This window comes from Geodermatophilus sp. SYSU D00766 (genome assembly GCF_054049915.1).
In genome coordinates, this window is the sequence record NZ_JBJGYI010000001.1 from 118,246 (window position 1) to 143,192 (window position 24,947).

The following is a 24,947-nucleotide window of genomic DNA, read 5'->3' on the forward strand; positions in this document are numbered from 1 at the left end:
GCCGTCCGGGACACGGGGACCCGGCGCTCCTCCGAGGAGACCGCCATGGGCAGGTCGTTCGCTTCCCGTGTCAGCCATCCCCGCCTGAAGTGGGTGGTGCTCGTCCTCTGGCTGGTGCTGGCCGCCGCCTCGGCCCCGCTGGCCGGCCAGCTCACCGACGAGCAGGAGAACGACATCGCGGCGTGGCTGCCGGAGGACGCCGAGTCCACCCAGGTGCTGCGGCTGCAGGCCGAGCTGGGATCCGACCCCGACGTCATCCCCGCCGTCGTCGTCTACGAGCGCACCGATGGCATCACGGCCGACGACGCCGCCGCCGTCGCGCAGGACGCGCAGGCGTTCGGGGCGCTCGAGGAGCTCGACGGCGCGGTGATCGGGCCGATCCCGTCCGAGGACGGGCAGGCGCTGCAGCTCATCGTGCCGCTGAACGTGGGCGCGGACGGCTGGGAGGCGATCGCGCCGCTGGTCGACGACATCCGCGCCGAGGCGGGCGACGGCCCCGACGGGCTGACCGCCTACGTGACCGGCCCGGCCGGCAGCGCGGCCGACTCCTCCGAGGCGTTCGCCGGCATCGACGGCACGCTGCTCTTCGCCGCCCTCGGCGTCGTGATCGTGATCCTGCTGTTCACCTACCGCAGCCCGGTGCTGTGGATCCTGCCGATCTTCTCCGCCGTCATCGCACTGTTCTGCGCGCAGGCGGTGGTCTACCTGCTGGCCCGCTACGCCGACCTGACGGTCAACGCCCAGAGCGCCAGCATCCTCACCGTCCTGGTCGTGGGCGCCGGCACCGACTACGCGCTGCTGCTCGTCGCCCGCTACCGCGAGGAGCTGCGGCTGCACGCCGACCGGCACGAGGCCATGACCGAGGCCGTGCACCGGGCCGGCCCGGCGGTGCTGGCCAGCGGCGGCACGGTGGTGCTCGGGATGCTGTGCCTGGTCGCGGCGCAGATGAACTCCACCGCGGGCCTCGGCCCGGTCGCCGCGATCGGCGTCGCGGTGACCCTCGTGGTGCTCATGACGCTGCTCCCGGCGCTGCTGGTCATCTGCGGGCGGTGGGTGTTCTGGCCGGTGCGGCCGGCCTTCGGCAGCGCCGAGCCCAGCGCGACCGGGCTGTGGGCCCGCGTGGGCCGGCTCATCGCGCCCCGGCCCCGCGCCACCTGGGTGGTCACCACCGTGCTGCTGCTGCTCGCCTGCCTGGCCGTCTTCCGCCTGGACCCCAGCGGCCTGACCCAGGCCGAGAGCTTCCGGGGGACGCCGGAGTCGATCCAGGGCGACCAGGTCGCCGCCGAGCACTACCCGGCCGTGGCGGGCAACCCCGTCACCGTCGTCACCGGTGCGGACTCCGCCGACGAGGTCGCCCGCGCCGTCGCGGAGACCGAGGGCATCGCCGCGGTCGACCCGCCCCGGGTGAGCGGGGACTCCGCGCTGGTCACCGCGTCGCTGACCGACCCGTTCGACAGCCCGGCGGCCTACGCGACCGTGGACCGGCTGCGCGCCGAGCTCGACGACGTCGGGGACGGCCAGGCGCTGGTCGGCGGGAACACCGCGCTCAACCTCGACGTCCAGAACGCCTCGCAGCGGGACAACCGCGTCGTCATCCCGCTGATCATGCTCGTGGTGCTGGTCGTCCTCGGGCTGCTGCTGCGGGCGCTGGTGGCACCGGTGCTCCTGGTCGCCACGGTCGTGCTGTCCTTCGGCGCCGCGCTGGGCCTCAGCGCCCTGGTCTTCGACTGGACGCTCGGCATCACCGACACCGACAGCTCGTTCCCGCTGTTCGTCTTCGTGTTCCTCGTGGCCCTCGGCATCGACTACAACATCTTCCTGATGACCCGGGTGCGGGAGGAGGCCGCCGACCACGGCACCCGGCGGGCCGCGCTGGTCGGGCTGGCGGCCACCGGCGGCGTCATCACCTCGGCGGGGCTGGTGCTCGCCGCGACCTTCGCCGTCCTCGGCACCCTGCCGCTGACCTTCCTGACCCAGCTGGGCATCGCCGTGGCGCTCGGCGTGCTGCTCGACACCATCGTCGTCCGGTCGGTGCTGGTCACCGCCCTGACCCTCGACGTCGGGCGGCACATGTGGTGGCCCAGCCGGCTGGCCCGCCGCCTGGACGAGGCCGAGCCGCCACCCGGCGCCCCGGTGCCGACGACGGCCGCGGCGGGGTCCCCGGTGCCGGCGCCGCGGCCGGTCCCCGACGGCGGCGACCCCGTCAGCGGAGCGCCGCCGGCGTCCGGCGCACGCCCACCGGGTACGGGGTCGGGGTGAGGGCGAACGCCGCGGCCGCCCGGCCGCCGTCGACGCCGAAGGGCTGCTCGAACGGGTAGGTGTCGTCCACGACCGTGGGTGTCGCCCGGCTTCAGGCGGCCAGTGCGGCGGCGCGGGCGGCGTCGGCCGCGGTCGCCCCGCCGTAGGGTTCCGCGTGGACTTCGCCGACCTGCGCCGGCCGTTCGTCATCGCCCACCGCGGCGGGGCGCTGCAGGTGCCCGAGCACACCCTGGAGGGCTACCGGGTGGCGGTCGGCCAGGGCCTGCCGGTCATCGAGCAGGACGTGCACGTCCTCGCCGACGGCGGCCTCGGCGTCATGCACGACGGCACCGTGGACCGCATGACCACCGCCAGCGGCAACGTCGCCGACCACACGTCGGTGTCCTGGAAGCAGCTCGACATCGACGCCTCGGCCACCCTCGGCGGCGGCTGGCCCGACGGGCTGCGTCCCCCGCTGTTCGACGAGGTGCTCACCAAGTTCGGCGACCGGGTCCTGCTGTGCGCGGAGGCCAAGGGCACCGGCGCGATGGCACCGGTGATCGCCGCGCTCGAGCGGCGCGGCATCCGCCGGGGGTCGGTGCTGCTGCAGTCCTTCTCCCTCGCCGACTGCCGGCTCGCCCGCTCGCGGGGGTGGGAGGTGGTCTGGCTCGGCAGCACCGACGTCGCCCGCGCCGCCGCCGAGGGCATCGGCTGGCTGGGCCCGCAGGCCGGGCAGGTGACCGCGGCGCTGTGCGCCCGGGCGCACGCCGCCGGCGTCGAGGTGGCCTGCCACACCGTCAACCGCCGGTACCAGCGCGACGCCCTGATCGCCGACGGCGTCGACGCGGTGTTCTCCGACGACCCCGTGTACCTCGCCGGGGACGCCGCGCGCCGCACCACCGACCTGTTCGCCCGGCAGGTGTGGCTGCCCGGCATGCAGGCCGACACCGACCGCGGCCGCTTCTTCCCCGACGACCACTCGTGGGGGTTCGCCGCCACCGACGCCGCCACAGACGCCGCCACAGACGCCGCCGCCTCGGCGCTGCTGGGCTTCCTCGCGCCGCCGGACCCGGACGCGTTCACCCTGCGGCTGCGCGTCCGCCTCGACGAGGCCCGCGGGGACCCGCGCGGCTGCGGCGCGGTCGTCCTGCTCAGCGCCGACGACCGCCCGTACCTGCCCCCGCCCGGGACCTCCCCCGGCGTCGACGGCCTGCTGGTCCTGCTGCGGGCCGACGGCACGGTCGCCGTCTCGTGCGTCTCCGACGGCGTCGCCGTCCCGGTGGCGTCCTCGCCGGGCGGTGCGCCGCTGCCGGTCGGCTCGTACGTGCCGCTGCAGGTCACCGTCACCGGCTCCGGGGTCGCCGTCCGCGCGGGGACCGCCGCGGTGACCGTCGCCGACGGCGGTGTCCGCCCCGTGCCCGTCGTCCACCTCGGCAGCGTGTCCGCCGGGGTCCGCTTCACCGGACTGGAGCTGACGTGACCGACCCCTTCGCCCTCCCCGACCGGCTGCCCGGTCACGGCCCCGCCGACCCGGAGGGCTACCTCGTCGAGGAGGTCGCCGACGGCTACCGGTGGACCTGCCGCGCCGACGGCCGGACCGCGGGCCCCTTCGCCAGCCGCGAGGAGGCCGTCGTGGCCGCCGCCGCCGACCGCACCGCCTGACCGGCGCGCCGGGGTTCCTCTCGTACCCTGGGGATCCGGTCCGTCGGCCCCGGGAGGACAGCACCGCATGCCCTTTCCGTCCCGCCGCCGCCCGCCCGCCGACGTCCCGCCCGCGCAGCGGTGGACCGACCGGGTGCCCCGGCGCCGGCCGGCCGACGACGAGCGCTTCCCGCCGTACGGCCCCCCGCCGGCGTCGGCGGACCCGTGGGCCGCACCGCCGCCCGGGTCGCGGCCGTGGCCGCCGCCCGCCCCCGGCAGCGCACCGCCGGCGGAGCGGGCGGGTGTCCGGCGGCGCCCGGAGGAGCTCCCGCCGCAGGACGACGCCCGGCGGCTGGGGCGCCGGCGGGTCCGACGCCGGGTGGTCCGCGGGCTGGTCGTCGCCTTCGTGCTGCACCTGCTCGTCCTGGTGTCGCTGCGCTGGGTCGACCCGCCGACGACGGCGTTCATGCTGGCCAACGAGCAGGGCGCGATCCAGCAGTCGGTGCCGGTGGAGCACGTGTCGCGGAACTTCCTCGCTGCCGTCATCGCCCACGAGGACCAGGCGCTGCCCTACCGCGACGGCGCCTTCACCTGGGACGAGCTCTCCGGCCGCGCCGAGGCCCGGCTGCGCGGCGAGGAGGACCCGTCGGGCTCGACCATCCCGCAGCAGGTGGCCAAGAACCTCTTCCTCAACCAGTCGATGAGCGTCTGGCGCAAGGCGGTCGAGGCCGGCCTGTCCGCCGAGCTGGCGCTGGTGCTCGACGACCGGCGGATGCTCGAGCTCTACGTCAACTCCGCCCAGTTCGGCCCGCGGGTGTACGGCATCTGCGCGGCCAGCTGGTACTACTTCGACACCCCGCCGTCGACGCTGACCGTCGACCAGGCCGTGCAGATCGTCGGGCTGCTGCCCTCCCCCGGGCACGTCCAGCGGGCGCCCGGCGGCGGACTGGACTTCGACGTGGCCGACGGCCTGGGCTGGCTGTCGCGCTCGCACGTGCTCAACGCGCAGAACCGGGTGCCGCGGCACATCGAGCAGAAGGGGTTCCAGCCGGTCGAGGACGCCGGGATCACCGGCCTCGCGGCGGACCAGCCGCCCGGCGACGACGACTGCTCGGAGGTGCCCGAGGAGGTCGCGGACCTGATCGCCGAGCAGGGCACCGCCTGACGACCACCACGGAGGGCACCCCCGGATGACGACGCCGTCGTTCCACCCCGACCTGCGGGCCGCACGGTTCGTGCCGCGCACGGTGGTCGGCCCGCGCACCCTGCGCCCGGTCCGGCTGCTCACCCGGGGCGTCGCCGCCTCCCGGCGACAGTGGGGCGCGGAGCCGGTGCCGGTCGCGCCGGGTGTGTCGGTGCGGCTGTTCCGGCCGGCGTCGGCCGGGGCGCGCACGCCGGCGCTGCTGTGGCTGCACAGCGGCGGGACGGTCATCGGCACCGCCCGCCAGGACGACCGCGCCTGCCGCCGGTTCGCCGACCGGCTCGGGATCACCGTCGCCTCCGTGGAGTACCGGCTCGCGCCCGAGCACCCCTTCCCCACGCCGCTGCACGACTGCGAGGCGGCGCTGCGGTGGCTGGCCGGGCAGTCGGCCGTCGACCCGGAGCGGATCGCGGTCGGGGGCGCCAGCGCCGGTGGCGGTCTGGCGGCCGCGCTGGCGCTGCTCACCCGCGACCGCGGCGGGGTCCGCCCCGTGCTGCAGCTGCTCTCCTACCCGATGCTCGACGACCGGACCGCGCGGCGGACCGACGTCGACGAGCGCTGCGTGCGGATCTGGAACCAGGCGAGCAACCGCTTCGCCTGGCGCAGCCACCTCGGCCCCGCCTGGGACAGCGGCGACGTCCCCGCGCTGGCGGCACCGGCGCGCGCCGCGGACCTCTCCGGCCTGCCCCCGGCCTGGATCGGGGTCGGCACCTGCGACCTCTTCCACGACGAGGACGTCGCCCACGCCGCCCGCCTCCGCGACGCCGGTGTGCCGTGCACGCTGCACGTGGTCCCCGGGGCCTACCACCTCTTCGACGAGACCGAGCCGCGGGCCGGCGTGTCCCGCGACTTCCTGCAGGCGCGCACCGCCGCCCTCGCCGCCGCGTTGCACGCCCGCTGACCGCTGCTGGGCAGCCCGCCGACGTCACGGAGACGCCCGTGCGCATCCTGATCGCACCCGACAAGTTCCGCGGCACGGCCACCGCCGTCGCGGCGGCCGCGGCTCTGGCCGAGGGGGTGGCGGACGCCGGCCACACGGCGATCGCCGTGCCCTTGGCGGACGGCGGGGAGGGCACGCTGGAGGCGCTGGGCGGCGCGACGCACACGACCCGCGTCACCGGGCCCCTCGGTGCGCCGGTGGACGCGGCGTGGCGGCTCTCCGACGGGCGGGCCGTGGTCGAGACCGCCCGCGCCTCGGGGCTGCTGCTCGCCGGTGGCCGGGAGGCGAACGACCCCTGGGCCGCCACCAGCCGCGGCACCGGCGAGCTCGTCGCCGAGGCGGTGCGCCGGGGAGCGCGGCGGGTGGTCGTCGGGGTCGGCGGGTCGGCGTGCACCGACGGCGGCGCCGGGGCCGTCGAGGTGCTGCGGGAGATCGCGCCGCTCGACGGCAGCCGCGGGTGGACGGTGCAGGTCGCCTGCGACGTCGGGACGACGTTCCTCGACGCGGCCCGGGTGTTCGGCCCGCAGAAGGGCGCGACGCCGGAGCTGGTGCGGCGGCTCACCGCGCGCCTGGCCGACGTCGCGCTCGACCACCGGGAGCGCTACGGCGTCGACGTCCGGGCGCTGCCCGGCTCGGGCGCCGCGGGGGGCCTCGCCGGCGGGCTGGCGGCGCTCGGGGCGTCGCTGGTCCCCGGGTTCGACCTGGTGGCCGACGTCGTCGGGCTGCGGGAGCGGGTGCGGGCAGCCGACCTCGTGGTCACCGGCGAGGGGATGCTCGACGTGCAGTCCTTCGAGGGCAAGGTCGTCGGGGGCGTCGCCGCGCTGGCGCGGGCCGCCGGCGTGCCCTGGGCCGCGGTGGTGGGGCAGGCGCTCGTCGACCCGCCCGACGGCCGGGTGGTCGACCTCGTCGCCACCTTCGGGCGGGACCGGGCGCTGGGCGCCACGTCGGCCTGCCTGCGCACCGCCGGGCGCGACCTCGTGGGCCCAGTCACCGACCGTGCCGTGCATGACGGCCCGGCCGCGGGGAAACGGGATCGGCGTCCCTGATCCCTCCCAGCGAGCGAGCACCTCGAGGAGGACGCGGTGAGCGTGATGCGCTTCGACCCCTTCGGTGACCCCTTCCGGGGCGTGGACCGGCTGACCAGCCAGCTGATGAGCGGCACGAAGACGCCGATGGGCATGCCGATGGACGTCTGGCAGGCCGACGACGGCTACCACGTCGCGCTGGACCTGCCCGGCGTCGACCCCGCCGGCGTGGAGATCACCACCGAGCGGAACACGCTCACCATCCGCGCCGAGCGCCGCTCGGAGTACGGCGAGAGCGGCAACGTGCTGCTCGCCGAGCGGCCGCAGGGCCGGTTCACCCGCCAGCTGCAGGTCGGCGACGCGCTGGACACCGCCCGGGTGACGGCCACCTACACCGACGGCGTGCTGCACCTGGTCATCCCGGTGTCCGAGCGCGCCCAGCCGCGCCGCATCGAGGTGCAGCACGGCGGCGCGCAGCAGCAGCTGCCCGTCACCGGGGACGACGGGCCCGCCGGCCAGGAGCGGCAGGGCTGAGCCGGGCGGCGCCGGGACGGACGGCGGCGGGCGCCACCTCCGTCCCGGCGGGTCACCCGTGCAGGTACACCTGCCCGGGCCGCACCGGCCCGAGCAGCTGCGGCACCGTGACCAGCGTGTAGCCCGCCGCCCGCAGCGCGTCGACGATGCCGGGCACCGCCGCGACCGTGCTCGGGTGGATGTCGTGCATCAGCACGATCGCGCCGGGGTGCACCCCGTCCAGGACCCGCTGGGTGGTGGTGGCGACGTCGCGGTTGAGCCAGTCCTGCGTGTCGACGTCCCACGTGATCTGCGCGTAACCGCGCTGCGCCGTCTCCGCGGCGACCGTGGCGTCGGTGGCCCCGTAGGGCGGGCGCATGAGGTCGGTGGTGATGCCGAGGTCGGCCAGCACCGCGGTGGTGCGGTCGAGCTGGTCGCCGACCGCGGCGGCCCCGACGTCGGGCAGCCGCGGGTGCGACCAGCTGTGGTTGCCGACGGCGTGGCCGTCGGCGACCGCCTGCCGGACGAGGTCGGGCTCGGCGGCGGCGGCCTGCCCGACGACGAAGAAGGTGGCGCGGACGTCGGCCGCCCGCAGCTCGTCCAGCAGCTGCCCGGTGTAGGGCCCCGGCCCGTCGTCGAAGGTGAGCGCGACGCACGCGAGGACGGCGCAGTCGACCTCCTGGCCGGGCGGCGGTGGCGGCGCGGGCGCGGGCGGCGCGGGCGCCGGGGGCTCGGGCGTCGGCGGCTCCGGGGGCTCGGGCGCCGGCGGCTCCGGCGGCGCCGGGACACCGGTGAAGGGGGCGGCCGCCACGGCCGCCTGCCGCACGGCGCGGCCGGCGTCGGTGAGCACGCCCTCGACGACCTCCGGGGCGAACCGGACCGCGACGTCGCCGAAGGGCTCCGCCCGCCCGTCGCCCAGGCCCACCACGGCGGTCACCGACCCGTCCGCCGCGAAGCGCAGGTCGGCCAGGGCGACCGCGCTGCCGAGCAGCTCGTGCCCCAGTCCCGCCCGGCGGACGGCGTCGGTGAACCAGGCGAAGGCGAGGTCGGGGTCGGCGACGAGGTCGGGCGAGGTCCAGACGGCCCCGGAGGTCACGTCGGTGTAGACGCCGGTCGTGGTGGTCTCGGCGGGCAGCCCGCCGATCCGGGTGCGCACGCCGACCGAGGCCCCGAGCACGTCGCCGGCGGCGAGCACGGGCACCACGTCGACCGTCAGCTCGTTCCACGAGCCGGGGGCCAGTTCCTCCTCGTAGCGCTGCACGTCCTCGTCGACGAGGTCGCCGAGCGCCTGCTCGAGGTCCGGGAGGCCGGGCACCGCCACGGTGGTGACCTGCCGGTGGTCCTCCGGGGTCTTGCTGTCCTCCTCGGTCACGGCCAGTCCCGCCGCGGCCGGGTCGAGCGCCGGCGGGGGCTCGACGACCGCCGCGGGCGGGGTCACGCCGGTGGGGGCGGCCGGCGCGGTGGCGTCGCCGGCGGCGGCTGCGGCGGTGCCGTCGCCGGTGCCGTCAGCGGTGCCGGGACCGGCGTCACCCCCGGTGTCGCTGCCGGTGCCGGACCCACCGCCGGTGTCACCGGCGGCGCCGGTGCCGTCCCCGGCGACCGCGCTCACGGCCCGGGCGCCCACGGCCTCGGCACCGACGCTGAGCACCCCGTCCGACCCGTCGCCCGCGCAGGCGCCGAGCAGGAGCACCGCGACGACGAGCGGGGCCGCCCTCCCCGGGCTCACCACGGCGACGCACCCCGGGCGGCGGGCCGGACCCCGCCCGGTGGGCCGGCCGGGCCGCGGCGGGCGGAGGTCGTCGGTGCGGGTCGGTCGGGGGACGTCACGGGAACCGCCGCGGGGTGGGGCAAGGAGGAGCTCCTTCACACGTCGTGCGGACGTCCGTGTCCCGGGAGGCCGACGGGCGTCACGGTCCCGGCAGCCGCTCCAATCCCGCTCCAACGGCGCCGCGGGCACCTCCCCGCGAGCCGGCGCCAGGGGGTGGCGGGGAACCGGTCGGTCCCGGTCGGATCGCAGGCCGGGAGGGTCGTCCGGCCGGCTGCCCGGGAGCCGACACGCGGACGCGAGCGGGATCGCAGGGCGCGACTGCGGGCAGCGCGCCACGGGCCGGCCGGGCTGCGCGCCCTGCCGGCGAGCGGTGCCCCGCCCTACGGGTGGCCCACCGACGCCGCCGGCGCTCGCTCGCGCGGACGGTCGAGCGCGACCACCAGCGCGGGGAACAGCAGCACGGTGAGCACGCCGGCGCCGACCAGCGCGGCGGCGTTCTCGGGCAGCATGGTGCCGCTGCGCAGGCCGATCTCGGTGAGCGCCACGAGCACCGGCAGCGCCGTCGCGCTCACCAGGGCGGTCTGGGTCCGCTCCCGCAGGACCAGCACGCCGCGGTAGACGAGCAGCGCCGGGCCGCCCCGCACGGCCAGCATCAGCGCGAAGAACAGCAGCAGCCGCAGCGGCGCGTCCGCGATCGAGGGCAGGTCCAGCGCCATGCCCGAGGCCACGAAGAAGACCGGGACGAAGAAGCCGTAGCCGACGGCGTCGAGCTTGGCCTCCAGCTGCGGCGCGGCCGTGCCCACCCACCGCCGCAGCACCATGCCGGCCAGGAAGGCGCCGAGCACCGCGTCGAGGTGGAACTGGTCGGTGACCGCGATGAGGGCGACCAGCAGCAGCACCGTGCCGCGCAGGGTGATCTGGCTGGTCTCGTCCTGGCCGGCGTCGATCACCCGGGCGAGCCGGCTGCCGTCGTGGACGGCGCGGCGCAGGACCGCCAGCACGACGGCCAGCACCGCCACCGCGGCGAGGGAGACCAGCGCGGCGAGGCGGCCCTGGGTGCCCAGGAACACGGCGATGGCGAGCACGGGCAGCAGCTCCCCGACCCCGCCGGTGGCCAGCAGGTAGCGCCCCAGCCGCCCGTGCAGCAGGCCCTTCTCGCGCAGGATCGGCAGCAGCGTGCCCAGCGCCGTGGTGGTCAGGCCCAGCGCCACCGGCAGGAAGGCGCGCACCACGCCCCCGGCGGTCAGCAGGCCCACCACGCCCAGCGCCAGCGCGGCGGACACCCCCCACGCGACCAGGGCCCGCCGGCCGGCGTCCTCGCGGAACAGCCGCGGGTCCAGCTCGTAACCGGCCAGCAGGAAGACGAAGCCGAGCCCGACGTCGGAGAGGACCCGGACGTCCTGCGCGGTCCCGACGTCGAGGACGTGCGGCCCGATCAGCATGCCGCCGGCCAGCAGCAGCACCACCTGGGGCACCGGCAGCCGCGGGACCAGCCCCACGACGACGGCGGCGACGAGGGACACCGCGGTCACCGCGGCCAGGGTGTCGATCACCACCACGTCGTCCACCGGGCTCTCCCGTCTCCGGAGATCCCGCGAGGATGCCCCTCCGGCCCGCCCGGGCGGAAGCACACCGGGCGCGCGGGGCTCCCACGGGGGCGGGGTCCGGGGCACGATCGCCGGGACGGTCGCGCACAGGGGCGGGCGCGCCGGGGGCGGGAGGTGCCGTGGGCCTCGAACCCGAGCTGATGCCGGTGGTCGACGGACGGCGGGAGCTGGTGGCCTGGCTGGTCCTCGGCTTCCTGGTGACCTTCCTGGTCACCCGCTTCGTCACGCGCGCCATCCGGGAGGGACGCGGGCCGTTCCGGGACGCCAGCGTCGGCGGGGTGCACGTCCACCACGAGGTGTACGGGATCTTCCTGCTGCTGGGCACCGGCACCGTCGAGTTCACCTACCGGCCCGGCGGCGCCGGCGGTGTCGTGCTCGCCCTGCTCTTCGGCGCCGGCGCGGCGCTGACCCTCGACGAGTTCGCGCTGTGGCTGCACCTGGAGGACGTGTACTGGTCGCGCGAGGGCCGCAGCTCGGTCGACGCGGTGCTCATCGCCCTGGTGGTCGGCGTCCTGCTGCTGGTCGGCGCCAACCCCTTCGACGCCGACGAGGACGACAGCGAGGCGGTGCTCGCCCTGACGCTGGCGGTCAACCTGCTCTTCGCCCTGGTCGCGATCCTCAAGGGGCGCGTCCTCCTGGGCGTGGTCGGCGTGTTCGTGCCCCTCGTCGCGCTCGTCGGCGCGCTCCGCCTCGCCCGGCCGGCGTCGCCGTGGGCCCGGCGCCGCTACCCGCCCGGCTGCGCGGCCGCCGAGCGCTCGCTGCGCCGCTTCCCGCCGGGCCGGCGCACCCGCTGGGACGCGCTGGTCGACCTGTTCGCCGCGGTCCCGGAGGCCACGCCGGCGCGCCCGGCCGTCCGCCCCGCCGCCGGCGGGTGAGCACCGGGCAGGACACGTTCAGGCCTCTGGTGTCTCGTAACCCCTTCCGGGGCGGGCGCGGATGCGGTACGCAGTGTCCCGACAGGGTCGTCACTCACGGTGGTCGGACGCTCCGGTGGCGCAGTTGCCGCCGGTCCGGGTCACCGTGGGGTCGCGGGCACGGGGGACGCACGCGAGGAGGCCGTTCGTGGGGGAAGCCGCGTCCGAGCTGCTGGAGTTCCGGGACCTCGGGCCGCTGGAGGTCCGGCGGGCGGGGGAACCGGTCCCGCTGGGCGGCGCGCGGCTCACCGCGGCGCTGTCGCTGCTGCTGGTCCACGCCGGCGGGCACGTCACCGTCGACGCCCTGAGCGAGGCGATGTGGGGCGCGCGGTCCCCGGCCCGGTCGTCGTCGACGCTGGACTCGCACGTCTGGCGGCTGCGCAAGGCCCTCGAGCCCGACCGGGCCCCGGGGGCGCCGTCGGAGGTGCTGGTGCGCGAGCCCGGCGGCTACCGGCTGGTGGTCGACCCGGGGACCGTCGACTCGCGGCGCTTCCGCCGCCTGGCCGACGAGGCGCGGGTGCTGCTGTCCGCCGGCCGCGCGGAGGAGGCCCGCCGGGCCGCCGAGGAGGCGCTGGCGCTGTGGCGCGGGCGCCCCTACCCCACCGTGGCCGACGCGCCGTGGGTCGCCGCCGACGTCGCCCGCCTCGTCGAGCTGCGCGACCAGGTGCGGGAGGTGCTGGCCGAGGCCCTCCTCACCACCGGGGCGCCGGGACAGGCACTGCTGGAGCTCGGGCCGCCCCTGGCCGAGACGCCGCTGCGGGAGCGGCTGTGGGCCCTGCGCATGCTGGCCCAGCACCGCCTGGGGCGCCCCGAGGAGGCGCTGCGCAGCTACCGGCAGGCCCGGGCGGTGTTCCTCCGCGAGCTCGGCCTCGAGCCCGGTCCCGACCTGCGCGAGCTGCAGCGCCGGATCCTCACCGAGGACGCGACGCTGGCCGACCGCACCGGCTCCGGCCCGCCCGCACCGCCGCCGTCCCCCGGTCCGCCGGGCGCACCGGCCGAGCCGGGACCGGCCGCCGACGACCGGGACCGCGGACGCACCCCCCGGCAGGGCGCCGGTGCCCCGCCGGCCCGGCGCGGGCACCTCCTCGGGCGACCACCCCTCCCGCCGCAGGGCTCCCCGGCCGCAGACCCGCAGCGGCACCGCCGCCCGGCGCAGCGGGCACCCCGCCACCGCGCCGCCGGAGAGACCTCCGGCCGGCCGCTGCCGCGGGCCCTGGACCGCGGCCTCCGTGCGGGACGGCCGGGACGCGACGCCGACTCCCCGGGCGTGGTGGAGCCACCCGACGGGGACGTCCCCGGTGGCGACGTCCCCGGTGACGGCGCGCTCGAGACCGCCGCGGTGGACCCGCCGGAGCCGCGCGACGACGGCGGCACCGGGCAGGGCGCCGCACCGCCCGCCTCCGTCCCGGAGGACGCCGGCGGCGCGGGAGGGGACCGGCCGGCCGGGGCCCGCGGGCCCGGGCTCGGGAGGGTGCCGGGTCCGGACGACGGCGCCGCCCCCCGCGCGGTGCCCCTCCCGCCGCGGCGGGACGCGCACCGGACGACGGGCCGGCGGGGCGGGCGGGACCTCACCCGTCCCGGCGCGCGGCCTCCTCCCGCCGGGTCGCGGCCGAGGTGGTGGTGATCCAGTCGTCGATCGTCTCCCACCAGCGGTAGAGCCAGTCGGTCAGCTCCGCCTCCTCGCGCGGCACCTCCGCGGCCGGGATGAACCACCAGCGCAGGTGGAGGGTCTTGTCCATCGGCAGGCCCCGCCAGACGTCCCCGACCGTGCTCAGGTGCTCGAGCCCGGTGTGCGCCACCAGCACGACGTCGGCGTGCGGCGCGGCCTGCAGCGCCGCGACCACGCCGCCGGGCCGCGGGGGCAGCAGGTGGCGCATCCGCTCGGCGCGCGTCAGCGCGGCGAGCAGCCCGCGCTCGCGCAGCCGCTGCAGGGCCCGCACCTTGCGCTGCGGGGTGAAGTTGGCGCCCTCGGGGAAGATCAGCAACGCGTCCTCCTCGCCGAGGTCGCGGGCGAGGTCGGCGATCGCCTCCTCCGGGCCGGGACCCGCCGCCGACCGGGCGGAGACGAAGGAGTTGGGCAGCCGGTTGAGGTAGACGTCGATCAGCGGGTCCAGCTGCAGCACGTCCTTGAGCACGATCCGCGGCTGGCGCAGGTGGTCGCGGTTCATCAGCGTGTGCACCAGCAGGAACGAGTCCCCCGGGCCGGCGTGCCGGGACAGCACCACCATGGCGTTGGTCGAGCCGGGCACCCCGTCGTCCAGCGGCGACCAGGACTCCCCGTCGGTGACCAGGCGGAGGGAGAACAGCCGCTGGGCGGTCCGCATGAGCGCGTCGAGCAGCAGCCGCAGCACCGTGTAGTGGGCCGCGCGGGAGGCCGGCCCGGACAGCCGCCGGCCGAAGCCGCTGGCGACCCACAGCACGGCGGCGGCCGCGAGGCCGGCCACCTCCAGCGTGAGGTACACCAGCCCGAAGCACAGCAGCCGCAGCGCGCGCAGCCGGCCGGGGAGGAAGACGGACACGAGCAGTGCCAGGACCACCAGCACCGGCAGCAGCAGGACGCCGGCGACCAGCACGCCGAGGAGCAGCGGGCCGGTCACCCGGCGCACGCGGCGGGACGGCAGCACCTCAGGTCCCCCCGTCCCGGTCGGCCGCGACCCGGTCGAGGGCCTCGGCGGCCGCGGCGTGGGCCTGCTCGATGCGGGCGGTCACGCCGGAGAAGTCGCGGTAGCGCAGGTTGGCCGCTCCCGGCGGGTCGGGGTCCCCGGCGGGCAGCACGTGGACCGTGACGCCGGGCGGGAGGGTGGACAGGTCCGCCGCGAACCGGTGCCGGCGGGCGATCTCGAAGGCGACCGTGGCGACCTCCCAGGGCCGTTGCGGCGGGCGCAGCGGCCGGTCGATCCGCCCGACGTGGAGCACGTAGACGGTGTCCGCGCCGAGGGCCACGGCCCGGCCGACGGGGATGCTGTGCACCAGCCCGCCGTCGAGGTAGTGCTCGCCGCCGACCTCCACGGCCGGCAGCAGCCCGGGGACGGCGCAGGAGGCGAGCACCGCGTCGACGAGGTCGCCGTCGCTGAACCAGTGCTCGGCGGCCCGCTCGATGCTGGCCGCCACGCACTGGAACGGCACGCGCAGCCCGGCGAAGGTCCGCACCGGCAGGTGCTCCTCGAGCAGCTCGCGCAGCGGCTCCCGGGGGTGCAGGTGGGTGCGGGTGCGCACCAGGGTGCCCACCCGGGCCAGCACCGAGCCGGTGAGGACCCGCCGGGAGGCCAGCTCCTCCCACACGCCGCGCAGCCGGTCGACCGCGCCCGGCGTGGGGTCGGCGGCCACGACGGCGCCGTTGATGGCGCCCACCGACGTGCCGACCACCAGGTCGGGGCGGACCCCGCGCTCGAGCAGCGCCTGCAGCATGCCCACCTCGGCCGCGCCGAGCACCCCGCCGCCGCCCAGGACGAACGCCGTCCCGCCCCCGCCGGCCGGGTCGGGGAGCGGCGCCATGCCCGCATCGTGCCACCCGCCCCCGGGGGCGGCAGCCGCGCCCGCCGGCCGTCCCCGGAGGCGCTCAGGGGCGCCCGGTGAGCCGCAGCAGCAGGCCGGTCACGAGCCCGTGCGTCGCGTGCCCGACGACGCCGCGGACGTGGCTGACCAGCGGGTAGGCCGTCATCGTCGACAGCGAGGTGCCCTCGTCGACGACGAGGAAGGCGCCGGCCCCGACCAGCGGGCCGGCCACCATCGGGGGCACGCCCCGGCGCACCAGGGCCGCGGCGAGCACCCCGTAGGTGACGCCGAACGTGCGGTGCGTGGCCAGCCCGACCCGGGCGGCCGCGGCGTCGTCGAGGTCGCGGCCGCGGACCCGGCCGAGCTGCCGGCCCAGCTGCACGAGCATCCCGCCGGGCGCGATCTCCTGCTCGCGCTTGCGCGAGGCCTCGCTCTGCCGCGCGTGGAACCAGGTCGTGGCGGCGTCCATGCTGCGGCTGGCCACGTACCCGGCCAGCGCCCCGGTCCACAGCCGGCCGCTCCCACCCGTCCCGGTCGGTGTCCCCGCCATGTCCGCCTCCCTCTCCCGACGGCGTGCCCGCGCGCCCCAGTGCAGCGGGCGGGCACGGCCGGCGGGAGGGTCCAACGTCCCCCGGCGGGGGGCCCGGCGTGGGGGCGGGTGCTCAGTCCTCCGGCTCGTGCAGCGGACCGCTGCCCACCACGACCGGTCCCCCGCCGGAGCCCCACTGCCAGCCGCGGATCTCCGGCAGGTCCTCGCCGTTCGCGCGGACGTACCGGCGGTGCTCGATGAGCCGGCCGTGCAGCCGGTCGCGCAGGTGCGCGCCGCGCGCGCGGAGCCGAGGCACCCGGTCGATGACCGCGATCGCGAGGGAGTAGCGGTCGATGCCGTTGATGACGCACATGTCGAACGGCGTCGTCGTCGTGCCCTCCTCCACGTAGCCGCGCACGTGCAGGTTGTCGTGGTTGGCCCGCCGGTAGGTCAGCCGGTGGATCAGCCACGGATAGCCGTGGTAGGCGAACACGACCGGCTTGTCGGTGGTGAAGAAGGAGTCGAAGTCGGTGTCGGACAGGCCGTGCGGGTGCTCCCGGTCGTCCTGCAGCCGCATGAGGTCGACGACGTTGACGAACCGGACGCGCAGGTCGGGGAAGGCCTCGCGCAGGATCTCCGCGGCCGCCAGGGCCTCCATGGTCGGCACGTCGCCGGCGCAGGCCAGGACGACGTCGGGGTCGGTGCCGGCGTCGGTGCTGGCCCACTCCCAGATGCCGATGCCCTTGGTGCAGTGCTCGACCGCCCGGTCGAGGTCGAGGTACTGCAGCGCCGGCTGCTTGCCGGCGACGATGACGTTGACGTACTGGTGGGTGCGCAGGCAGTGGTCGGCCACCGACAGCAGCGTGTTGGCGTCCGGCGGCAGGTAGACCCGGATGACGTCGGCCTTCTTGTTGACGACGTGGTCGATGAACCCGGGGTCCTGGTGGGAGAAGCCGTTGTGGTCCTGGCGCCACACGTGCGAGGTCAGCAGGTAGTTCAGCGAGGCGATCGGCCGCCGCCACGGGATGCCGTTGGTGGTCTTCAGCCACTTGGCGTGCTGGTTGAACATCGAGTCGACGACGTGGATGAACGCCTCGTAGCAGGAGAACAGGCCGTGCCGGCCGGTGAGCAGGTAGCCCTCCAGCCAGCCCTGGCACAGGTGCTCGGAGAGCACCTCCATGACCCGGCCGTCCGGGGACAGGTGGTCGTCGTCGGGCTCGCGCCGCGCCACCCAGGTGCGGTCGGTGGCCTCCAGGACGGCACCGAGCCGGTTGGAGTTGTTCTCGTCGGGGGCGAAGAGGCGGAAGGTCTCGGGGTTGCGGCGCACCACGTCGCGCAGGAACTCCCCGAGCACCCGGGTGGCCTCCACCGCGCCGGTGCCGGGCTCGGCCACCGGGACGGCGTAGTCGCCGAAGTCGGGCAGCCGCAGCGGCCGCAGCAGCAGGCCGCCGTTGCTGTGCGGGTTGGCGCTCATCCGCCGCGGGCCCTGCGGGTGCAGGTCGCGGACGGCGGGCACCGGGGCGCCGTCGTCGTCGAAGAGCTCCTCGGGGCGGTAGCTGCGCAGCCACTGCTCGAGCACCTGCCGGTGGGCGTCGTCCTCCCGCGCGTTGGCGAAGGGCACCTGGTGGGAGCGCCACGAGCCCTCGACGCGGTGACCGTCGACCTCGGCCGGCCCGGTCCAGCCCTTCGGCGAGCGCAGCACGATCATCGGCCAGCGCGGCCGGTCGGTGACGCCGTCCTCCCGGGCGCGCCGCTGGATCTCGGCGATCTCGTCGAGGCAGCGGTCGAGCACGGCGGCGAACTGCTGGTGCATCACCACCGGGTCGTCGCCCTCGACGACGTACGGGGTGTGCCCGTAGCCGCGCAGCAGGTCGGTGAGCTCCCCGGGCTCGATGCGGGCGAGCACCGTCGGGTTGGCGATCTTGTAGCCGTTGAGGTGCAGGATCGGCAGGACGGCGCCGTCGCGGGCGGGGTCGACGAACTTGGTGCTGTGCCAGCTGGCGGCCAGCGGACCGGTCTCGGCCTCGCCGTCGCCGACGACGGCCGCGACGACCAGGTCGGGGTTGTCGAAGGCGGCGCCGTAGGCGTGCACGAGGGCGTAGCCGAGCTCGCCGCCCTCGTGGATGGAGCCGGGCGTCTCGGGGGCGACGTGGCTGGGGATGCCGCCGGGGAAGCTGAACTGGGTGAACAGCCGCTTCATCCCCGGCCCGTCCTGCGACACGTCGGGGTAGACCTCGCTGTAGGTGCCCTCCAGCCACGCGGCGGCGACCGGGCCGGGCCCGCCGTGCCCCGGGCCCATCACGTACACGCAGTCGAGGTCCCGGGCGCTGATCGCGCGGTTGAGGTGGGCGTAGACGAAGTTCAGGCCCGGGGTGGTCCCCCAGTGGCCCAGCAGCCGCGGCTTCACGTGCTCCGGGCGCAGCGGCTCGCGCAGCAGCGGGTTGTCCATGAGGTAGATCTGGCCGACCGACAGGTAGTTGGCCGCCCGCCACCACGCGTGGATGCGGTCGAGCTCCTCGGGCGACAGCGGCCCGGGCGAGCCGGCGGTCTGCGGTGGGGCGGTGTGCTCGCGGGTGCTCGTGTCGGTCACCGGCGTCGTCCTCTCGGGCCCTGGTCGCGGCTGACGGTCCCCACCCTGGTGGATGCGGCGACCGGACGCGACCGTCCCGATCCCCCCTCCCCGCGACACCGGTACTCGTGTACCGTATTTGTGGTACGTCCGTACCGTTCTGAGGAGTCCCCCGTGGCCTGGGTCCTGCTGGTCGTCGCCGGCGTCTTCGAGACGGCGTTCGCCGTGTCGCTCAAGCAGTCGGAGACCTTCACCCGCCTGTGGTGGTCGGTGTCGTTCGTCGTCTGCGCCGCGGCCAGCTTCGCGCTGCTGTCGGCCGCGCTGCGCACGCTGCCGGTGGGCACCGCGTACGCGGTGTGGACCGGCATCGGGGCCGGCGGCACCGCGGTGGTCGGGATGCTGGCCTTCGGCGACCCGGTCACCACGCTGCGGATCGTGGCGATCCTGCTGATCCTCGGCGGGGTGGTGGCGCTCAACCTGGCGCCGTCGGCGGCGCACTGATGAGCCGGCTGACGGCCAAGGGCGAGGCGCGGCGCACCGCGATCGTGCAGGCGGCGGCGCGGCTGGTGGCCGCCGAGGGCCCCGACGCGCTCACCCACCGCGCCGTCGTCGCCGCGTCCGGCATCCCGCTCGCGGCGACGACCTACTACTTCGCCTCGATCGACGACCTGCGCGCGGCCGCGGTCGGGCACCTGGTCGACGACGAGCGCCGCCAGGCCCGGTCGCTGGTCGAGGCCCTCCCCCGCCGGCCCCGGTCGGCGGCGGCCACCGCGCGGCACGTCGTCGCCGTGCTGCTCGGCGCCGACCGCGACGACGCCGAGCTGCTGGCGCTCTACGAGCGGTTCCTCGCCTGCGGCCGGCACCCGCGGCTGCGCCCGCTGCTCCGGGAGGCGCGGGCGGCGATCGACGCCGCGCTCGCCGAGCTGCTCGAGCGCTGCGGCCGGCCGGCCACCGACGTGGCGACGCTGGTCGCGCTGGTCGACGGGTCGGTGGTCTCCGCGCTCGTCGAGGGCGACGGGTCGGGGGGGGGGGGGGGGGTGGTGGGGGGGGGGGGGGGGGGGGGGGGGGGGGGGCGCCGGCCCCCCGAGGAGGCGGTGGCCCGGGCCCTCGGCTGAACGCCTCACGGGTCCTCGGCGGGGCACCGGCGTCACTAGGCTGGAGGAGCCGTGGCGTCCGGGAGCGAGGGGGACGGTCCGTGGAGCCCGATGCCGACGAGGACGCCGTCGCCACGCTGGTCGCCCGGGCGCTGGGCGACGACGCCGTCGCCTGGGACCGCCTCGTCGAGCGCTTCCTGCCGCTGGTCCTGTCGATCGTGCGGCGGCACCGGCTGCAGGACGCCGAGGCCCAGGACGTCGCCCAGACGGTGTGGCTGCGCCTGGTCGAGCACCTCGGCGCCATCCGGGAACCGCGGGCGCTGCCCGGCTGGATCGCCACCACGACCCGCCACGAGTGCCACCACCTCCGCGGCGGCCACTGCGTCGTCCCCTCCGAGGACCTCGACTCCCGGGCGCGGCCGGACGACGACACCCCCGGTCCCGAGCACCGGCTGCTGCAGGGCGAACGGCACGAGGCCCTGCTCGCCGCCCTCGCCGAGCTGCCCGAGCGGCAGCGCACCCTCCTGCTGCTGCTGATCGAGGACCCGCCGCTGCCCTACGAGGAGATCAGCCGCCGGCTCGACATGCCGGTCGGCAGCATCGGGCCGACCCGGGCCCGGGCCATCGCGCGGATCCGGACCCACCGGGCGGTGCAGGCGCTGCTGGAGGTGTGAGGCGGCGGGGCCTCACAGGCGCACCCAGTCGGTGACCAGCACGCCCGACGGCGTGGCGCAGCGCAGCCGGGTCAGGCCCGACACCGGCCGGTCGAACCGGAACCGGCCCCACTCGTCGGCGGTGGTGCGGTCGACCTCGCCGCCGGGGGCCAGCAGCGACACCTCCCCCGGAGCGGCCGGCACCAGCTGCCCGACCAGGCAGTCCTCGTCCCGGGCCACCTCCACCGACCGGTCGCCGGCCTCGAACACCAGGTCCCGGGGTCCGCCGGGCCCCCCGCGCACGCCCGCCGTCCGGTCGAGGAGCGAGTCGCTGGTCAGGGCGGCGAGCTCGGCGTCGACGGTCCGCCACGAGAAGGCGGCGCGGGCGGCGTCGGTCATCGCCGGGGTGGGACTGCCGGCCGCGCGCAGTGCGGCGCGCAGCTCGCCGAGCAGCTCGTCGTCGCCCGGCCCCGGTACCGACACCGCCGCCTCCCTCCCCGTCCGCCCCCGCACGGGCATCCCGCACCGGCATGGTGCCCCCCGACCGGGCCGGCTGCCAGCACGCGGCGCCGGCCGCCCGGGACCGTCCCGGACCCGCCGCTCCCTGTCAGAGGCCAGGGACGCGCGCCTGATACCCCGGCGGGCCGCTCACCCCGCCCCGTAGGCGCCGAAGGCGCACCGGTGCACGAACGAGCGCGGGTCGGCCGGGTCCAGCGCGGCGCGGGCGGCGTGCAGCGCGTCGGCACCGGTCAGGCCGGCGGCCAGCCCCCGGTGCACGGCGTCCATGAGGCCGACGGACTCCGCGTCCCCGACGGCGACCGTGCTCGCCAGGACCCCCGTCGTCCCCCGCGCCAGGAGCGCGCTGACGAGGCCGAGCAGCTCGTCGCCGGCGTAGGGGACGTCGGCGGCCGAGTCGCAGGCGGCGAGCACGACCCGCCGGGGGGCGATGCCGCGGCGGTCGAGCTCGTGCACGGTCAGCAGCCCGTCGGCCAGCTCCAGGGCGGAGAAGGACGGGTTGTCCGACCGCAGCCGGCCGTGGCAGGCCAGGTGCGCCAGGCCGGCGCCGGCCAGCGCGCCGGTCGTCGCGGCGACCGTGGCCGCCGCGCCGGTCAGGACGGTCGCCTCCGGGTGGGACCGGCGCACGGCCTCGACCTCGGCGACCGCCCCGGGCAGCCGCGGCCCGGCCACGAGCACCACCGGGCCGGCGGAGCGGGGGGCGGCCGCGGTGCGGGCCCACAGCGCCGCCGACGGCGCGGTGGACACCGGGGCGCCGTGCAGGGCCGGCCAGGGCACGCGGCGGGTCCGCCCGTCGGGCACGACCACCAGCGGCACGTCCGCGGGCAGGCCCAGCGGGGACAGCAGCAGGTCCGCCAGCCGGTCCAGCGCGTGCTCGGCGGCGGCCCGCGCGGCCGCGAGCGCCGGCGCCCGGCCGGGGCGCAGCAGGCGGCGCAGCGCGAACAGCAGGCTGTCGCACTCGGCGGTCACCGGCTGCGCCGGGCCGAGCCGGACCAGCCGGCTGCCGCCGCCGTGCAGGACGACGGCGACGAGCTCCCCGCCGACCGTGGCGAACGACGCCAGGGCGCGCCCGTCGAGGTGCCGGCGCAGCTCGGCGGGCGTGCACACCGGTGCCCGGCCCGCGCCCGAGCCCGGCCGCTGCCAGGTGGCCCGCCGCAGCCGGGCCTCCGCGGCGCCCTGCCGGGCGCGCAGCTCGGCCGGCTCCTCGCCGGTGTCGCGCAGCGCCTGCGCCAGCTCGGCGTGCACCAGGCGGAGCTCGGCGAGCTCGTCCTGCAGCCCGTCGGGTGCCGGCGGCTCGACGCCGAGCAGCGCGGCGGCGCGGGTCTGCTCCATCCACCCCAGCACCCGCAGCGGGGAGCCGGTCGACAGCAGCGTCTCCAGTCCCAGGCGGCCGAGCTCGACCCCGTGGCCGGAGGCCAGCGCCCGCAGCTCGGTGGAGCCGAGGGCGGCGCGGTGCCGGGCGAGGTCGGCGAGCCCGGCACGGCAGTGCCGCAGCACCGCGTCGTCCCGGCCGGCCAGCCGCTCGGCGCAGGCGCCGGCGAGGTGCCCGCGCAGGCGCAGCAGCACAGGGCCGCGCCGGCTGCGGTCGCGCGCGGCCCCGAGGCAGCGCCGGGCGACCCGGGGGCGCCCCAGCTCCGCGGCCAGCCGGCCGGCGGCCAGGTGGGCGGCCGCGGCGGCCGACGGCACGCCCGCCCGGTCGAGGAACCCCGCGGCCCGTGCCGCGCGCCGCAGCAGCGTCAGGTCGCCGGTGCCGTCGAGGAGGGCGGCCTCGGCGGCGAGCACCGTCGCGCGGGCGGCCCAGGCCGTCCGGCGCTGCCGGCGGAACAGCCCCTCGGCCGCGTCGGCCGCCGTCCGCGCCGCCGCGGCGTCCCCGGCCAGCAGCGCGGTGTGCGCCACGGTCAGCCGCGCCTCCGCGGCGAGGAGCAGCACGCCCTGGGCCTCGAGGTCGGCCGCGGCGCGCCCGGCCAGCTCCCGCGCCTCCGGCAGCAGCCGCAGCTCGGCGAGCACGTCGGCGTACTCCATGTGGTACTCGCCCAGCGGCACGCCGGTCTGCGTGAACAGCTCCGTCGCGCGGTCGAGCTGGGCCAGCCCCTCGGCCAGGCGCCCGCTCTGGGCCAGCACCAGCCCCCGGTTGTGCGCCACGAAGGCGTACATCGACGGTCCGATGCCGGCGGCGAGCTGCTCGGCGCGGTCGAGGTGCCGCAGGCTCTCGTCGAACCGGCCCCGGGAGGCGGCGACCAGGGCGAGGTTGTTGGCCGCGCTCCCCCGGTTGTCCAGGGTCGCGGCGGGGTCGGCGACCACCCGGCGGTAGGACGCCGCGGCGGGCTCGAGCCGCCCCAGGTTGTGCAGCAGCACCGCGCGCATGAAGTCCGCCTCGGGCGGGGGGCGCCCGCCGGCGGGCACGGCCCGGTCCAGGTCGCGCAGCGCGAGCGCGACCCGTCCCAGCTCGAGGACGACCGCCGCCCGGGTCACCAGCAGCTCCGCGACCCGGGAGGTCAGCCCGGCCTGCCGCGCCAGCCGGAGCGCCTCGTCGAGCAGCCGCAGCGCCCGCCGGTTGTCCCGCCGGGCCCGGGCCGCCCAGGCCACCGCCCGCAGGCCGACCACCAGCGCCTCGGGATCGGCGGCCCGGCGGGCGGCCTCGACGACGTCGACGGCGGCCCGGTCGAAGCGCCGCGGGTCGCCCACGACGCCGTCGTAGGCCCGCTGCGCGCGTATCAGGAGGGAGCCGGTCGACTCTTCCCGTGTGACGCCGGTCACCGGGACGATTCTGCTCCGGATCCGGCGCGGCGAGGAGGAGATCCACGATGGCGGACGCCTACCAGTTCCCCCAGGCACCGGGCGACCTGCGCTCCCCGGACCAGATCCCCGCCCAGCGGGCGGCGGTGCGCGCGCAGATCGCGACGTGGCTGGCCGAGATGGCCGCCGCCGGCGGTCTGCAGGAGGACCACCTGCGCGCCCTGGCCGATCTGAGGGAGCGGCGCAGCGCCGTCGGGCCGGCCCGGATCCGGGTCGAGCGCGACGGGACCGCCGTCACCCCCAACCGGCTCGTCGTGCGCCGGGACGACGTCCCCGCGGTCGTCGCCGAGCTGCAGTCGAGGTACTACGCGCCGCAGGTGGTGGCGGTCCCCGGGCTGGACGACCTGCGCGTGCTGGTGTCCGTCGGAGCCGGCGCGCGGAGCCTGCGCGCGTCCGGGGCGGTGGCCGGCGCCGTGACCGGCGCGCGGGCTGCGCCCAGCCACGTCTCCCTGCTGGGGGCGATCCGGAAGGCGGCGGGCGGGCCGGAGCCCTCGGGACCGGGTCCCGGCGTGTCCTGGGACTTCCGGCCCGAGCCCGGCCAGGGCGGGGACCCCGTGGTCGCGGTCGTCGACAACGGGGTGAGCGCGGAGCAGCGCGAGGACGGCTGGCTGGCCGGCCTGGCGCGGACGGACAACCTGGACCTGCTCGACGTCGTCCCGGCCGACCGCTTCCTCGACCGCGCGGCCGGGCACGGCACCTTCACCACCGGCGTCGTCGAGCAGGTCGCGCCCGGTGCGCGGCTGGACGTGCGGCTCGCGCTCGACACCGAGGGCGAGGGGGACGAGGTGGACGTCGCACGCGAGCTGGTCCGCGCGGCCGAGGACGGCGCGGAGGTGGTCAACCTGTCCCTCGGCTTCCAGACCTCGGGCGACCGGCCGCCGCTGGCGATGGAGCACGCCCTGCGCACGGCGATCGCCGTCGCCGAGGACCAGGGGCGCCACCTGCTCGTCGTCTGCGCGGCGGGCAACTACGGGGACGACCGCCGCCCGTGCTGGCCCGCGGCGTTCGCCGGCGTGCCGGAGTTCGCGCGGCACGTGGTGGCCGTGGCCGCGCTCCGCCTGGACGACGACGACGACCAGCAGGTCGTGGGGGCGGAGTGGTCCTCGCGGGGCGACTGGGTGACCTGCTCGACCCTGGGCCAGGGCGTCGTCTCCACCTACGTGATCGGCGAGGAGTCGCCGGCCTCGGACCTGGTCGACCCCGACAGCTTCGGACCGAGCTCGTGGGCCACCTGGAGCGGGACCTCCTTCGCCGCGCCCCAGGTGGCGGGGGCGGTGGTCCGGATGGTCCGCGACGGGCGGGCCGCCACGGCCCGGGAGGCGCTCGACGCGCTGCTCACCGACGCGGGCGACCACTCCGAGCAGAAGAACGGCACCCGCCGGCTCGGCGGCTTCGGCGTCCCCCTGCGGATCCTGCCCGTGTGACCCCGTCGGGGGCCGGCCTCCCCC

General features: G+C 77.5%; 21 protein-coding genes. 13 read left to right on the forward strand and 8 right to left on the reverse strand.

The window, feature by feature from the left end; genetic code table 11:
* Window positions 1–45 precede the first annotated feature (45 nt).
* The 7 genes from ACI8AD_RS00560 to ACI8AD_RS00590 all read left to right on the forward strand — a co-directional run bounded on the left by ACI8AD_RS00560 (window position 46) and on the right by ACI8AD_RS00590 (window position 7,579).
* Window positions 46–2,259, forward strand: coding sequence for an MMPL family transporter (locus ACI8AD_RS00560; protein WP_456868578.1), 2,214 nt, complete (start codon window positions 46–48; stop codon window positions 2,257–2,259).
* Window positions 2,260–2,413: 154 nt separating this feature from the next.
* Window positions 2,414–3,718 carry a glycerophosphodiester phosphodiesterase gene (locus tag ACI8AD_RS00565; protein WP_456868579.1) on the forward strand — a complete coding sequence of 435 codons (1,305 nt, stop codon included), beginning with the start codon at window positions 2,414–2,416 and terminating at the stop codon, window positions 3,716–3,718.
* On the forward strand, window positions 3,715–3,900 hold the full coding sequence (locus tag ACI8AD_RS00570) for a hypothetical protein (RefSeq protein WP_456868580.1): 186 nt from the start codon (window positions 3,715–3,717) through the stop codon (window positions 3,898–3,900). The genes ACI8AD_RS00565 and ACI8AD_RS00570 overlap by 4 nt, the downstream gene beginning before the upstream one ends.
* A gap of 67 nt (window positions 3,901–3,967) precedes the next feature.
* Window positions 3,968–5,044 carry a transglycosylase domain-containing protein gene (locus ACI8AD_RS00575; RefSeq protein WP_456868581.1) on the forward strand — a complete coding sequence of 359 codons (1,077 nt, stop codon included), beginning with the start codon at window positions 3,968–3,970 and terminating at the stop codon, window positions 5,042–5,044.
* 25 nt (window positions 5,045–5,069) lie between these two features.
* Complete coding sequence (locus ACI8AD_RS00580; protein WP_456868582.1) at window positions 5,070–5,981, forward strand: alpha/beta hydrolase; 912 nt, start codon at window positions 5,070–5,072, stop codon at window positions 5,979–5,981.
* A gap of 38 nt (window positions 5,982–6,019) precedes the next feature.
* Complete coding sequence (locus ACI8AD_RS00585; protein ID WP_456868583.1) at window positions 6,020–7,066, forward strand: glycerate kinase; 1,047 nt, start codon at window positions 6,020–6,022, stop codon at window positions 7,064–7,066.
* Between the two features lie 45 nt (window positions 7,067–7,111).
* Window positions 7,112–7,579, forward strand: a complete 468-nt coding sequence (locus ACI8AD_RS00590) for an Hsp20/alpha crystallin family protein (RefSeq protein ID WP_456868863.1) — start codon at window positions 7,112–7,114, stop codon at window positions 7,577–7,579.
* A gap of 52 nt (window positions 7,580–7,631) precedes the next feature.
* Here ACI8AD_RS00590 and ACI8AD_RS00595 read toward each other — a convergent pair whose 3' ends face one another.
* Window positions 7,632–9,284: a polysaccharide deacetylase family protein gene (locus ACI8AD_RS00595; protein WP_456868584.1), complete on the reverse strand. Its 1,653-nt coding sequence runs from the start codon at window positions 9,282–9,284 to the stop codon at window positions 7,632–7,634.
* 422 nt (window positions 9,285–9,706) lie between these two features.
* Window positions 9,707–10,894, reverse strand: coding sequence for a cation:proton antiporter (locus tag ACI8AD_RS00600; RefSeq protein WP_456868585.1), 1,188 nt, complete (start codon window positions 10,892–10,894; stop codon window positions 9,707–9,709).
* Window positions 10,895–11,052: 158 nt separating this feature from the next.
* Between ACI8AD_RS00600 and ACI8AD_RS00605 the strand changes: the two genes are divergently transcribed.
* Window positions 11,053–11,808: a hypothetical protein gene (locus ACI8AD_RS00605; RefSeq protein ID WP_456868586.1), complete on the forward strand. Its 756-nt coding sequence runs from the start codon at window positions 11,053–11,055 to the stop codon at window positions 11,806–11,808.
* Between the two features lie 187 nt (window positions 11,809–11,995).
* Complete coding sequence (locus ACI8AD_RS00610) at window positions 11,996–13,471, forward strand: BTAD domain-containing putative transcriptional regulator (RefSeq protein WP_456868587.1); 1,476 nt, start codon at window positions 11,996–11,998, stop codon at window positions 13,469–13,471.
* Here ACI8AD_RS00610 and ACI8AD_RS00615 read toward each other — a convergent pair.
* The 4 genes from ACI8AD_RS00615 to ACI8AD_RS00630 all read right to left on the reverse strand — a co-directional run bounded on the left by ACI8AD_RS00615 (window position 13,416) and on the right by ACI8AD_RS00630 (window position 18,461).
* A complete protein-coding gene (locus ACI8AD_RS00615) occupies window positions 13,416–14,471 on the reverse strand; it encodes a lysophospholipid acyltransferase family protein (protein WP_456868588.1) in 1,056 nt (351 codons plus the stop codon). The genes ACI8AD_RS00610 and ACI8AD_RS00615 overlap by 56 nt on opposite strands.
* Before the next feature lies 1 nt (window position 14,472).
* Window positions 14,473–15,342, reverse strand: coding sequence for a patatin-like phospholipase family protein (locus ACI8AD_RS00620; protein WP_456868589.1), 870 nt, complete (start codon window positions 15,340–15,342; stop codon window positions 14,473–14,475).
* A 64-nt stretch (window positions 15,343–15,406) separates the two neighbouring features.
* Complete coding sequence (locus tag ACI8AD_RS00625; RefSeq protein WP_456868590.1) at window positions 15,407–15,892, reverse strand: hypothetical protein; 486 nt, start codon at window positions 15,890–15,892, stop codon at window positions 15,407–15,409.
* A 112-nt stretch (window positions 15,893–16,004) separates the two neighbouring features.
* Window positions 16,005–18,461, reverse strand: coding sequence for a phosphoketolase family protein (locus ACI8AD_RS00630; protein WP_456868591.1), 2,457 nt, complete (start codon window positions 18,459–18,461; stop codon window positions 16,005–16,007).
* A gap of 153 nt (window positions 18,462–18,614) precedes the next feature.
* On the opposite strand from ACI8AD_RS00630, the gene ACI8AD_RS00635 reads away from it, so the two are divergent.
* The 3 genes from ACI8AD_RS00635 (at window position 18,615) to ACI8AD_RS00645 (ending at window position 20,208) form a co-directional block, all read left to right on the forward strand.
* A complete protein-coding gene (locus tag ACI8AD_RS00635) occupies window positions 18,615–18,941 on the forward strand; it encodes a DMT family transporter (RefSeq protein ID WP_089403656.1) in 327 nt (108 codons plus the stop codon).
* Window positions 18,941–19,555 carry a TetR/AcrR family transcriptional regulator gene (locus tag ACI8AD_RS00640; protein WP_456868592.1) on the forward strand — a complete coding sequence of 205 codons (615 nt, stop codon included), beginning with the start codon at window positions 18,941–18,943 and terminating at the stop codon, window positions 19,553–19,555. Before ACI8AD_RS00635 ends, ACI8AD_RS00640 begins: the two co-directional genes overlap by 1 nt.
* 80 nt (window positions 19,556–19,635) lie before the next feature.
* Window positions 19,636–20,208 carry an RNA polymerase sigma factor gene (locus ACI8AD_RS00645; protein ID WP_456868593.1) on the forward strand — a complete coding sequence of 191 codons (573 nt, stop codon included), beginning with the start codon at window positions 19,636–19,638 and terminating at the stop codon, window positions 20,206–20,208.
* A 12-nt stretch (window positions 20,209–20,220) separates the two neighbouring features.
* Here the strand turns inward: ACI8AD_RS00645 and ACI8AD_RS00650 are convergent, their stop codons facing one another.
* Window positions 20,221–20,670, reverse strand: a complete 450-nt coding sequence (locus ACI8AD_RS00650) for a hypothetical protein (protein ID WP_456868594.1) — start codon at window positions 20,668–20,670, stop codon at window positions 20,221–20,223.
* A gap of 165 nt (window positions 20,671–20,835) precedes the next feature.
* Entirely contained in the window at window positions 20,836–23,460 is a 2,625-nt protein-coding gene (locus tag ACI8AD_RS00655; RefSeq protein ID WP_456868595.1) for a CHAT domain-containing protein, read from the reverse strand.
* A gap of 47 nt (window positions 23,461–23,507) precedes the next feature.
* Here ACI8AD_RS00655 and ACI8AD_RS00660 point away from each other — a divergent pair, with 47 nt between their 5' ends.
* Entirely contained in the window at window positions 23,508–24,923 is a 1,416-nt protein-coding gene (locus ACI8AD_RS00660) for a S8 family peptidase (RefSeq protein ID WP_456868596.1), read from the forward strand.
* Window positions 24,924–24,947: the final 24 nt, after the last annotated feature.